This is a genomic window from Arenibacter sp. ARW7G5Y1 (genome assembly GCF_003201775.1).
Classification (GTDB): Bacteria; Bacteroidota; Bacteroidia; order Flavobacteriales; family Flavobacteriaceae; genus Arenibacter.
Genome location: NZ_QJJZ01000001.1, coordinates 708,008 through 720,960 on the forward strand (window position 1 = coordinate 708,008; position 12,953 = coordinate 720,960).

Annotated in this window: 7 protein-coding genes; all 7 read left to right on the forward strand. The window is 43.6% G+C overall.

Features of this window, described 5'->3' with window-relative positions; genetic code table 11:
* Positions 1-88 precede the first annotated feature (88 nt).
* The 7 genes from C7972_RS02935 (at position 89) to C7972_RS02965 (ending at position 12,811) form a co-directional block, all read left to right on the forward strand.
* A complete protein-coding gene (locus C7972_RS02935; RefSeq protein WP_110354684.1) occupies positions 89-3,310 on the forward strand; it encodes a DUF1553 domain-containing protein in 3,222 nt (1,073 codons plus the stop codon).
* A gap of 34 nt (positions 3,311-3,344) precedes the next feature.
* Positions 3,345-4,856 carry a DUF1501 domain-containing protein gene (locus C7972_RS02940; RefSeq protein ID WP_110354816.1) on the forward strand — a complete coding sequence of 504 codons (1,512 nt, stop codon included), beginning with the start codon at positions 3,345-3,347 and terminating at the stop codon, positions 4,854-4,856.
* Between the two features lie 51 nt (positions 4,857-4,907).
* Positions 4,908-6,302 (forward strand): DUF2231 domain-containing protein, encoded by a 1,395-nt coding sequence (locus C7972_RS02945; RefSeq protein ID WP_110354685.1) that lies wholly within the window; start codon positions 4,908-4,910, stop codon positions 6,300-6,302.
* A 220-nt stretch (positions 6,303-6,522) separates the two neighbouring features.
* The gene (locus C7972_RS02950; RefSeq protein ID WP_110354686.1) at positions 6,523-8,865 is read left to right on the forward strand and encodes a PSD1 and planctomycete cytochrome C domain-containing protein; all 2,343 of its coding nucleotides are present in this window, start codon (positions 6,523-6,525) and stop codon (positions 8,863-8,865) included.
* A 5-nt stretch (positions 8,866-8,870) separates the two neighbouring features.
* A complete protein-coding gene (locus C7972_RS02955; RefSeq protein ID WP_110354687.1) occupies positions 8,871-10,331 on the forward strand; it encodes a DUF1501 domain-containing protein in 1,461 nt (486 codons plus the stop codon).
* Positions 10,332-10,334: 3 nt separating this feature from the next.
* A complete protein-coding gene (locus C7972_RS02960) occupies positions 10,335-11,771 on the forward strand; it encodes a c-type cytochrome domain-containing protein (RefSeq protein ID WP_110354688.1) in 1,437 nt (478 codons plus the stop codon).
* 125 nt (positions 11,772-11,896) lie between these two features.
* On the forward strand, positions 11,897-12,811 hold the full coding sequence (locus C7972_RS02965; RefSeq protein ID WP_181422801.1) for an FAD:protein FMN transferase: 915 nt from the start codon (positions 11,897-11,899) through the stop codon (positions 12,809-12,811).
* The last annotated feature ends 142 nt before the right edge of the window (positions 12,812-12,953 follow it).

Below are 12,953 nucleotides of genomic sequence, written 5' to 3' on the forward strand. Positions count from 1 at the left end.
GGAAATGTGCAAGACTTGAACTGATTTGGATGTGAAAAATGAATCCTTAAATTTTATCTTTGAAAAAGTGCTAATAGTATGATGGTATATGGCAATTATTAGGAATATTTTAGTTTATGCTTGGGTTTTATCGGTTATATCCTGTGGCGGCCCCGAATTGCCCGAATTGGTATCACTGGAATATGATAGATTACCAAAGGATATAGATTTTAATCTGCACGTAAAGCCTATTCTTTCTGATAAATGCTTTATATGTCATGGCCCGGACAAAGCAAAAATAAAGGCCGACCTTCAGTTGCATACCCCTGAAGCAGCTTATAGGGAGCTAAAGGAATCCCCGGGAAAGTTTGCCTTAACACCAGGGAGTTTAAGAAAAAGTGAGGTGTTTCACAGAATTTTATCGGACGACCCCAACTATGTAATGCCGGAACCTGATTCCCACCTGAGCTTGTCCGACCATGAAAAAGCCGTTTTAATAAAATGGATTGAACAAGGTGCCGAATATAAAGATCACTGGGCCTTTATTAAACCAAAAAAATACCCTGTACCGGAAGTTAAGGGCAGGGACATGGTAGAAAATGCTATTGATAATTTTGTGTTGGCCCGCTTGGAACAGGATAAATTGCAGTTCTCCCCTAAGGCCGATAATGAATTATTGTTGAGGAGATTGTATCTGGATTTAACAGGCTTGCCACCAACTTTGCAGGATATGGATTCCTTTTTGGAGGACCCTTCTTCCGAAGCATATGAAAAAGAGGTTGATAAATTGTTGGACTCTCCCCATTACGGTGAACAAATGGCCTTGGATTGGATGGATTTGGCCCGTTTTGCGGATACACACGGATACAGTGTAGACCGTTATCGGGACATGTCGCCTTGGCGGGATTGGGTGATAGATGCCTTTAATAAAAACATGTCCTATGAGCAGTTTTTAACATGGCAACTGGCAGGGGATCTAATTGAAAATCCCACTCGGGAATCAATATTGGCCACAGCTTTTAACCGTGTTCATCCACAAAACATGGAGGGTGGCATTGTAAATGAAGAGTTTTTGGTGGAATATGCGGTGGATAGGGCCAGTACAGTTGGACAGGCTTTTATGGGGCTTACCGTGGCCTGTGCCAGATGTCACGATCATAAATACGATCCCATATCCCATAAGAATTTTTATGAACTTACCAGTTTTTTTAATAATGTGAACGAGTCGGGGCAAATTTCATGGAATGATGCCACCCCGGTACCCACCTTAATGTTGACCACCGAAGAGGAGGAAAAGGTACTTTCCTATATGAAGCAGCTTATTCAGGAGACGGAGGTGGAAATAAAGAAAGTGGAACAGCGGGAGGTTGCTGTAAATTTTGATAAATGGTTATCCGAGAAACAATATAAATCCATTGGGGCCAAAGTCCCTTCGAGAGGATTGACGGCCTATTTTGATCTCAATGATCAAAGTTTGCGCAATGTTATCGATCCAAATCAAAAGGGAACTATGAAACGGGAGGGCACCGAAGGGCAAAAAATAAATCTTTCGAGCGGAAAACAAGGTAAAGGGGTTCTTTTTGATGGAGATACGTGGTTGGATTTAAGAAAAACGGGTGTTTTTGGAAGAAATGATGCCTTTAGTATAAGTCTATGGGCCAATATACCCTCAAATATTGAGAACGGAAATATTTTTCACAAAGGCGATGGCGCTATTTTGTACAATTGGCGTGGATATCATCTTAAGATTGTGGACAATAAGTTGGAACTGATGATGGCCCATACTGCCCCGAACAATGCCATTGTGGAAATTGCCGCAGCACCATTTCCAAGGGACCAATGGGTTCATTTTGCCATTACCTACGACGGGTCTAGTAAGGCAGACGGATACAAGCTATTTGTTAATGGCAAGGAAATGGAGACCCTGGTGAAAACCGATAATTTATATAAGGACATTCTTTTTAGAAATAATAATGAACCAGGGTTGCAATTGGGAGCCCGATTAAGGGGGAAAGGGATAAAGGGTGCCGTGGTCGATGAAATAAAGGTTTATAAAAGGGACCTGTCTTCCCTTGAGGTAATGCAATTGGCAGGTAGTCCCCAATTAAATGAACTGATTAAAAAGGAGGCAGGTAGTATTGGGTCCAGGGATAAAAAATTATTACAGGAACACTATTTAAAAGTGGTCTCTGTGGCAACCCAATTGCAAGGCCGAAAATTGGACGAACTGCGCAAGAATTATGTGGATAGTGTTGAAAAAGTAAAGGAGGTAATGGTCATGGAGGAGACCCCTGAACCGGTACCGTCCTATATACTGGATCGAGGAGTGTATAACGCCAGGGGGGAAGAAGTGTTTCCCAATACCCCTGAAGCCATTCTGCCTATGCAGGAAGGATACCCAAAAAACCGATTGGGATTTGCGCAGTGGTTATTTCATGAGGACCATCCACTTACGGCCAGAGTGGCGGTCAACAGGTTTTGGCAACACTACTTTGGCAATGGCTTGGTGAAGACTTCGGAGGATTTTGGGAATCAGGGTGAAATGCCGAGTCACCCCGAATTACTGGATTGGCTGGCATTGGAGTTTAGGGATTCAGGATGGGATGTGAAGGCTATTCAGAAGTTGATAGTGATGTCTCATACCTATCGGCAATCTTCTATGGTAAGTGGGGAATTGATGGAAATGGATATGGACAATAGACTTTTGGCAAGAGGACCTTCTAAGAGGCTCTCCGGGGAGATGCTGCGCGATAATGCTTTGGCCAGTTCGGGATTGTTGAACAAAAGCATTGGAGGGGAAAGTGTAAGTCCATACCAACCAGAAGGGTTATGGCGGGTAAACAACGCTACCTATAGGCAGGATACCGGGGATAAATTGTACCGAAGAAGTATGTATACCATTTGGAAGCGTTCCGTGCCACATCCTACCTTGGCTACTTTCGATGCTCCCGCACGTGATGTATGCACCATTAGGAGACAGGAAACCAATACGCCCCTACAAGCTTTGGTGTTGCTAAATGATCCCACTTATATTGAGGCATCCAGGGTTTTGGGCAAGCACATTAGCGATGCGGAAAATTTAAAATTGGGTGTTTCCAAGGTCTTTAGACAGCTTACTGGGCGTAAAATAAAAGACAATGAACTGCAATTATTGGTTGAGCTCCAAGAGAAGGAATACAAAAAATTCGCGACCAACCTGGAAAGAACAAAGGGATGGCTAAATACAGGGGAATTTAAATTGGGGGACGGGGACGATAAGGCAATGGTAGCTGCCAATGCGGTGGTGGCCAATACCATTATGAATGGGGATGCCTGTATTACCAAAAGATAATAAGTTAAAGAATAGTATAATTAATCGGGAGGATATGTGCGATCATCATAATAAACTAAGGTCTAACAATCGGGATCTTCAGAGCATTGAAAGACAATTGGATAGGAGGGAGTTCTTTAAAAAGACTTCCCTGGGGATCGGGGCTATTGCGCTTAGTTCTTTATTGAATACAGAAAAGGTTTGGAGTGCTGTTAACCCCGTCGCAAATCCAAGTAATTCCATAGGTTCTTTCACTAGAAATAAATTGGGACTGCCACATCATTTGCCCAAGGCCAAACGTATTGTGTATCTGTTTCAAAGCGGTGGGCCCTCACAATTGGATCTGTTCGATTATAAACCAAAGCTTAAGGATATGTTCGGTCAGGATTTACCGGATTCAATTAGGGCGGGTCAGCGTCTTACGGGGATGAGTGCGGATCAAACGGCTTTTCCCATTGCTGCGTCCACCTTAAATTTTAAGCAGTATGGGGAATCCAGGGCTTGGGTCAGTGATGCTATGCCCTATTTATCAGAGGTGGTGGATGATCTATGTTTTATAAAAGGAATGCATACCGATGCTATTAACCATGATCCGGCCATAACCTTTTTTCAAACTGGGAGTCAACAGCCGGGAAGACCCTCCATAGGATCTTGGATCAGTTACGGACTGGGATCCGACAATAATAATTTACCAACCTTTATTTCCTTAGTCTCAAAAAACGGTTCAGGGCAACCCTTGTATTCCCGTTTATGGGGCAATGGCTTTTTGCCAACGGAGCATCAAGGGGTGCAGTTCCGTTCCGGAAAAGACCCGGTGCTTTATTTGGGGGATCCCGAAAATTATGACGGTGATGATCGTAGACAGATGTTGGATTATTTAAAAAAATTGAATGGGATAGCTTATGATGCCTACGGGGATCCAGAAATTAATGCGCGAATAGCACAGTACGAAATGGCCTATAGAATGCAGACTTCCGTTCCAGAAGTTACGGATACTTCTGATGAACCAGACTATATTTTTGACCTGTATGGGCCAGATAGTAGAAACCCGGGAACATATGCGGCAAATTGTTTAATGGCCCGTAAACTTTTGGAGAAGGATGTGAAATTTGTACAATTGTACCATCAGGGCTGGGATCAACATGGCAATTGTCCCGGGGGTGTAAAATATCAAAGCAAGAACACAGATCAGGGAACTGCGGCCTTGATAAAAGATTTGAAACAAAGGGGCATGTTGGAGGACACCTTGGTGGTGTGGGGTGGAGAGTTTGGACGCACGGTCTATTCGCAAGGCCAGTTGACCAATACCAACTACGGAAGGGACCATCACCCGAAAGCTTTTACCATGTTCATGGCAGGGGCAGGGGTGAAACCAGGATTTACTTACGGTGAAACAGACGATTTTGGATATAATATTATTAAGGATCCAGTACACACCCACGATTTTCAAGCTACTTTATTACATCTTTTTGGGATAGATCACGAGAGGTTGACATATAAACATCAGGGTAGGCGGTTTAGACTAACCGATGTGCATGGAGATGTGGTGAAAGATATTCTTACTTAAAGCATGGGGATTATTTAGGTTATAAGTTATAAGTGGTATTAAAAGTTAGGAATGGATAGTAGTGTGCCCGATTTTGTATTGTTTTTAGGTAGATTTCACCCACTTGTGGTGCATTTGCCCATAGGTTTTTTATTCTTTGCGTTTGTTCTGGAATTATACGGGCGCTGGAATAAGAATCCCCAACTGTACATGGCCATTGATTTGGCTTTGTTGGGTGGTGGTATAAGCGCCTTGGTGGCCAGTGTACTGGGATATATGCTTTCATTGAGCGGAGACTATGACGAAAGCACGTTGGATACCCATTTTTGGTTTGGGCTAGCGACAACCTTGATTACTTTTTTTGCTTGGGGCATACGTTCCGGCAAGCTTAGGATAGCACAATTAAACGGTCTAAAACCCAACATGGTTGCCCTTACATTAGTGGTGGTTTTGGTGAGCGTTACGGGTCATTATGGAGGGAATTTAACCCATGGAAGCGATTATTTGATAAAATACGCACCCTTCGGGAGATCGGAAAAGGTTGTTCTACCACCTATTGCCCAATTGGAGGAGGCTGCCGTATATGACTATTTGGTAAATCCTATCCTTGAATCAAAGTGTACCAGTTGCCATAATTCCAGTAAGAAAAAGGGAGGACTCTCATTTCAGGATACCATTGCTATAAAAAAGGGAGGTAAAAACGGGGAGGCTTTTATTGCAGGTAATGTTGCCAAATCCGAGATGATAAGACGCATTATGTTGGATCCACACGATGAGGATTTTATGCCTCCGGAAGGAAAGACCCCTCTTACTGGGGAAGAGAAATCAATATTGACCTTTTGGATAGATAATGCCAATGCCGATTTCAGGGTAAAGCTGGCCGATTTGGAAACCCCTGAGGAAATAACAAGTATTGCTTCCACTATGTTAGGTTTGGAAGATGTGACCGGCAAAAGTGGAATCCCCTTGCCCAAGGTGGGCCTAGTGAAAGAGGAAGTAATTGGAAATATTGTGAGTGCCGGATTTAAGGTTCGGGAATTAATATTTGAATCGGGTTTGTATGAAGTTGTATTGCCCCCAAATTTTATTAATTCCTCGAATAGCGATGACTTGGATGGGAAGCTGGAAATGTTACTTCCGATGAAGGACAATATTATTTGGCTTTCCCTCAAGGACAACGATGTGCAGGATAGACATTTAAAGACCATCGGTCAATTTGTAAACCTTCAAAAAGTGGAGCTGGAAAAAAATCCGATCACAGACAAGGGTATTGCTGAAATTATCGGAATCCAAAGTATAACTGGACTTAATCTATATCAAACCAAAATTACGGCATCCAGTTTGGATAACTTTTTAAAAATGAAGGGTTTGAAGCGTGTGTATGTCTGGGGAACGGCAATAACTGAAGATGAGGTGGCAAGATTTGCAGAAAAACAAAATCGTCCCGACATAATAATGGGAATGTAAAAGTATTGATAGCCCGGAAGCCTAGGGGATATTATAGGTATTTGGTCCAGGTTAAAGTTAAATGAGCTTAGTCTAGGTCTTTTAATTAAAATATGTTTCTATTTTTAGTATAAATAATATCATATATGTATATTGAGGAGCAGTATCCCATCGTAGGTGTGTAAGGTGTAATACAGTTCTTTCCTCCTAGTAATCAAATAAATGAAAATTTAGTTCCCTAATGAAACAGAAAATAGGTATAGTAATAATTTTGTTGGGCCTGTTAGGTTTGCTGTTCGCATTTAAATCGGGGTTTTTCACATCCCCCCAAGATGGGTATGTTAACCAGAAATTACCGGAGGTGGTCGATTATAATTTCCACATAAAGCCTATACTTTCTGATAATTGCTATACGTGCCATGGCCCGGACGCCAATAAGCGGAAGGCCGGTCTACGCCTGGACCTGGAAGAGGCCGCATTTTCGGAATTGCCGGAGAATCCGGGAAAATATGCCATAGTATCGGGTAAACCGGGTAATAGTCTATTGTACCAACACGTGGTCTCCGATGACCCCAAAAAGCTTATGCCCCCACCGGATTCACAATTGGCATTGAATTCCTATGAAAAGAAGCTATTGCGAAAATGGATAGAGCAGGGTGCCAAGTTTGCCAAGCACTGGGCCTTTATACCTCCTAAAAAAGCTGAACTGCCAAAAACTGAATTGACGGATTGGATCCAAAACGAAATAGATGCCTTTATTTCGGAGAAATTGGAGGAGAACAATCTGGTCCCTTCGGCAAAAGCGGAGGAACATACACTGGTCAGGAGAATGAGCCTGGACCTTACAGGCCTTCCCCCCAATGCCGATCAGGTGGATCGATTTCTCAACAATACCTCTGCGGATGTTCTGGAGCGGGCCATAGATGAATTTTTGGACTCCCCCAGCTATGGGGAGCGGATGACGCAGGTATGGCTCGATGTTGCCAGATATGCGGATTCCCATGGCTACCAGGACGATAGTTATAGGAGTATGTGGCCTTGGCGCGATTGGGTGATCCATGCCTTTAACAACAATATGCCTTACGATGAGTTTTTGAGCGTGCAACTGGCGGGCGACCTTATGCCCAATGCCACCAAGGAGCAGATCCTTGCCACCGGGTTCAATAGGAACCACCCCATAACCCAGGAAGGCGGTGTAATACAGGAGGAATACCAATCGTATTATGTGGTGGACCGTACCAATACTTTGGGGAAAGGCATTTTGGGCCTTACTTTGGAATGTGCCAAATGCCATGACCATAAATACGATCAATTGTCCCAGAAGGATTATTTTGAAATCTATTCCTTTTTCAACAATGTGGATGAAAAAGGGTTACGTATGGATGCCGTACAGGCGGCCAATCAGAAATATTTTGCCGATGCTCCCTTTATGACCATTACCGATGAGGAGACCAGCGGAGTTCTGTCCTTCGTCAATAAGGCCGAAGGGGAAGCCGTGAAGGTGATGGTGATGAACGATTCCATGCCCAGAACAACCTACATTTTCAATCGTGGGGAATATGATAGTCCGGGAGAGGAGGTGAGTCCCAATGCCCCTGAAATAATCCTTCCCTTTTCCGAAGATCTTCCAAAAAACAGATTGGGGCTGGCCCAATGGGTGACCGATGAAAACAATCCATTGACCTCTAGGGTCTTTGTAAACAGGATCTGGGGGATGTTGTTCGGGAAAGGACTTGTGGAAACTTCGGAGGATTTCGGGGTTCAGGGCAGTCTTCCCACCCATCCACAATTGTTGGACTGGTTGGCCAGGGATTTTATGGAACACGGCTGGGACATCAAATATCTGTTGAAAAAAATAATGCTATCCGCTACCTATCAGCAAAGTAGCATAGCTACCGAGGAGTCCAAAAAGGCGGACCCCGATAACAAGTGGCTTTCCAGGGCTCCCAGATTTAGGATGAGCGGGGAGATCATTCGGGACTACGTTCTGGCCACCAGCGGTTTGCTGAATAGAGAGATCGGTGGCCCCAGTGTAAAACCTTACCAGCCCCCAGGGCTTTGGGAGGAGACCAATGCCGGTGGCAATAGGGGGGTGCTTACCACCTATGTGGCCGATGAAGGCGATAAACTGTACAGACGTTCTTTGTATACGTTGTGGAAAAGGACCTTGCCACCACCCAGTATGTCCATTTTTGATGCGCCCAACAGGGATATCTGTGAAGTCAGGCGCCAAAAGACCAATACGCCCTTACAGGCATTGGCACTTCAAAACGATGTTCAGATGTTGGAAGCTGCACGGGTACTTTCGGAAAATATCATCGCGGAAATTCAAGATCCGCAACAATGGGTTACCACGGTCTTTCAACGCATATTGGTAAGGCATCCCAAGGAAGAAGAAAAGAAGGTTTTGGAGGAATATTATACGGATGCCCTGGAGAATTTCCTGAACAGCAAGGAAAATGCCGAGAAATTGATTGCCCAGGGAGAATATAAGAGGTTGGATACGGATCCAGCAAAGACAGCTGCGCTGATGTTGACGGCCCAGGTAATCTACAATCTAGATGAAACAATTACCAAAGAATAACTATTATGGAAGAAGACAAATCAAAATCTGAAAATCCACTTAAGGTAAACCGTAGGCACTTTTTTTCCCAATTAAGTGTGGGAATCGGTTCTTTGGCCCTAGGGTCTTTATTGATTCCAGACCTGTTCAAAGGAGGTAAGGGGCCTGTGGCCAGCCAGCCTCTTGGTATTCCCCATTTTGCCCCAAAGGCTAAACGGGTAATCTATTTGTTTCAATCCGGGGCCCCATCCCAATTGGAGTCGTTTGATTATAAGCCAACCCTGGTCAAACGTATGGGAGAGGATTTACCGGAATCTATACGTAACGGACAGCGACTTACCGGTATGACCGCTGGCCAGGATAAATTCCCATTAATGCCTTCGGCCGCCAAATTTTCCCAACATGGTAAAAGTGGTGCATGGGTAAGCGAATTTTTTCCTCATATTGCGAAAATTGCGGACGAGATATGTATTGTTAAAAGTATGCATACCGAGGCAATCAACCACGATCCGGCCATTACCTTTTTTCAGACTGGGAGCCAGCAATCCGGAAGACCTAGTATGGGTTCTTGGATGAGCTATGGTTTGGGCAGTGAAAATCAAAACTTGCCTTCTTTTGTGGTGCTTACCTCCAGGGGTAAGGGCAATAGCCAGGGCCTATACTCCAAATTATGGTCCAGTGGGTTCCTGGATTCCAAACATCAGGGGGTATTGTTGCGTTCCGGTAAGGATCCGGTTCTTTATTTGAACGATCCTGAGGGACTTTCCCGTTCCGATAAGCGGCATTTATTGGATCACGTCTCTTCACTCAATAAAATTCATCATGTTGAAACTGGGGACGATGAGATAGAATCTAGAATTGCCCAGTATGAAATGGCCTATAGGATGCAAATGTCGGTACCCGATGTTATGGATATTAAAAAAGAACCGGAATCCATTATAAAATTATACGGTGAGGAATCCCAGGTACCCGGTACTTATGCGGCCAATTGCCTTCAGGCCCGAAGGCTAGCTGAGAACGGAGTGCGTTTTATACAGTTGTACCACCAAGGTTGGGATCAGCACGGTAATCTGCCCAATGAAATGGCAGGACAGGCCAAGGATGTGGATCAGGCATCCGCAGCACTTATTTTGGACCTAAAACAACGCGGCATGTTGGAGGATACCTTGGTCATTTGGGGAGGAGAGTTTGGAAGGACCAATTATTGTCAAGGTAATTTCGACCCAAAAAATTACGGTAGGGACCATCACCCCAGAGCTTTTAGTATATGGATGGCAGGTGGTGGAATAAAACCGGGTATTACCTATGGGGAAACCGATGAATTTGGGTATAATATTGTGAAAAATCCAGTGCATATCAACGATTTTCATGCCACTATCATGAATAATTTAGGCTTGGATCATGAACAATTGATCTATAAATACCAGGGACGCAGGTTTAGGCTCACGGATGTTGCCGGTAATGTTGTAAATGATATTTTAACATAGTATATGGCTCAAAAAAATAATTCTCCTTGGGTCGATTATGTTATTTTCGGTCTTACCATATTTCTTATTTTCTGTTTAATTTTTGAATCTTTTATAGATCTTCCCGGTCTTGTGGCCTGGATGGGGCGCTGGCATCCTCTGATTCTGCATTTCCCTATAGTACTGTTGTTAATGGCGGCTGCACTTGGGCTTTTCAATAGAATAGTCCCCAATGTTCTGCTTACGATTGCAACCCTTTCCGCATTGGTTACTGCCATTACCGGATTCTTTTTGGGAACGGAGTCCGCTCCCAAGGGCGATCTTATTTTTTGGCACCAATGGATGGGGGCAGGAGTGGCTTTCTTGGCGGTGGTATGGTATTGGCTGAGCAACAATCATTTGCAACAAACCTATTTGGTCAAGGGAATACAAGTAGTATTGATTCTACTAGTGGGACTCACTGGCCATTACGGGGGAATGATTACCCATGGGGAGGATTTTCTCGCTTGGCCAAAAAGCAAGAAATTGGAAAAAATTCCCGAAAACCCGCTGATTTATGAACATATAGTGCACAGGGTCTTGGACAACAGTTGTATAGGTTGTCATAATCCCAACAAGACAAAAGGGGAGCTTTTAATGACCAGTATTGACGAATTAATAAAAGGCGGTGAAAGTGGGCCGGCTTTGGTCATAGGTGACCCTGTGAACAGTGAATTGATCAGGCGTCTACATTTGCCTGTGGAGGATGAGGAGCATATGCCTCCTGAAGGCAAAAAACCGTTATCCGATAATGAAATACAGATATTGGAACGTTGGATAGCCTTGGGTGCCTCGGACACCTTAAAGTTAAGCGATTTGGACAACAGTGAGCCTCTGGTGGGGTTGGTCAAAAAAATGATGGATAGTGGAACCACAAATTCATGGGCAAAACTTCCTAAAGTAATGGATAGCACCCTGCAAAATTTGGCTTCGGATTACATTACCATAAAAAGGATCAGCAGTAATTCACAGGCGTTGAGTATTTCCGTGTTTTTACCACCAGATTACAATTCTAAGAATATTACGGATTTAAAACGTATTTCGAACAATATCATTGAATTGGATCTAAGCGGTATCCCTATTGGTGAAAAGGAAATGGAACTGGTGGCCATGTGCAAAAATCTGGAATGGTTGGAAGTGGACCGTACCCCCATCACCGATGCGGAATTTATTAAATTGTCGGGCCTTGCCCAATTGAGAGTGCTAAAGGCTTATGAAACTGGTATTACCGATAAAAGTGTCGCCGTTCTAAAGGATTTGAAAGGGTTAAAAAGTCTTTATGTGTGGGAGACCCAAATTTCCGGGGATGGATTTGCGCAGCTTAAGGAGGCATTGCCCAATTTGCAACTGGACTACGGAATTGACCCGGAACTAAAAACAGAATTTATCCAGAAGGACAGTATTGTGGATAGTATACAGTAATTTTGTGGACGAATTTACAATTCCCTAACATGATTAGAGCTTTCTGCTTCCTAATTTATATTTGTCTATTTCTCAAGTGTTCTTTGCTAATAGCCCAAACACGGTTTCAATTTACCCATCAGCAAATGGGGACCCAAATTGGTTTGATATTCTACGATAAGGATAGCGATGAGGTAAGGGCAGATTCCATTGCACAATTAGTGTTCAATAGAATAGACGAACTGAATGGCACTTTAAGCAACTACCTACCTCAGAGTGAGATTAACAGACTTAGCAGAAGTCCAAATAAAAATGTGGCTGTAAGTAATGATCTGTTTCGGCTATTGCAGATTTCAGGGGACTTTTCCGCAAATACTAAGGGTGCCTTTGATATTACCTTGGGACCATTAATTGAACTTTGGCGTAAGGCTCGGAAAAATGGTCAACTTCCGTTAATTGAAGAGATACAGTCTGCCTTGAAAAGGATAGGCTATAACAATTTGGAATTCTTGGATGGGAATATTATAAGATTAAGGAAAGGAGGTATGCAATTGGATGTCGGAGGGATAGGCAAGGGGTTTGCAGCCGATGAGGCAATAGAGTTGTTGAAAAGGCATGGTATAACGGCTGCCTTGGTGGATATGGGTGGTGATATCACCGTCAGCGATGCCCCACCCAATAAGGAGTTTTGGATTTTGGGATTTAATTATTTTGACAATAATGGGGAGGAGGTTTTCCAAAAATTAAAGTTGAAAAATCAGGCGGTGGCCACTTCCGGGGATTTGTATCAGTATGTTTTAATTGATGGAAAGCGATTTTCCCATATTATTGACCCAAGAAATGGTAAGGCACTAAACAACAATATACAGGTAACGACTATTGCCCCAAATGGAAGTATGGCTGACGCCTATGCCTCGGCTTTAAGTGTTTTGGGTATAGAAGAAGGCATGGAAGTTGTCCAAAAAGCACCTTGCCTAGAGGTATTTATGGTGGAGGATATACCTGGAGCATACAAACAGTGGAACAGTTCTGGGTTTCTAAATTATATAATTGGGGATTGAAATAGGAGTGTAACCAATAAAAGGCTGCTTCCCCAAGAAGGGGTAGGGGTAATTGGGGGGATCATTTGGAGTTCTGTGTTGGATCCCTTCCGACTTTTGTCCCTGAAAAAGGTCCAAAAGCCACCTTCCCTTGTCAAGGGAA

Coding starts and splice junctions, on each gene's coding strand:
- C7972_RS02935 (WP_110354684.1), top strand. CDS start 89: ATGGCAATTATTAGGAATATTTTAGTTTATGCTTGGGTTTTATCGGTT.
- C7972_RS02940 (WP_110354816.1), top strand. CDS start 3,345: ATGTGCGATCATCATAATAAACTAAGGTCTAACAATCGGGATCTTCAG.
- C7972_RS02945 (WP_110354685.1), top strand. CDS start 4,908: ATGGATAGTAGTGTGCCCGATTTTGTATTGTTTTTAGGTAGATTTCAC.
- C7972_RS02950 (WP_110354686.1), top strand. CDS start 6,523: ATGAAACAGAAAATAGGTATAGTAATAATTTTGTTGGGCCTGTTAGGT.
- C7972_RS02955 (WP_110354687.1), top strand. CDS start 8,871: ATGGAAGAAGACAAATCAAAATCTGAAAATCCACTTAAGGTAAACCGT.
- C7972_RS02960 (WP_110354688.1), top strand. CDS start 10,335: ATGGCTCAAAAAAATAATTCTCCTTGGGTCGATTATGTTATTTTCGGT.
- C7972_RS02965 (WP_181422801.1), top strand. CDS start 11,897: ATGGGGACCCAAATTGGTTTGATATTCTACGATAAGGATAGCGATGAG.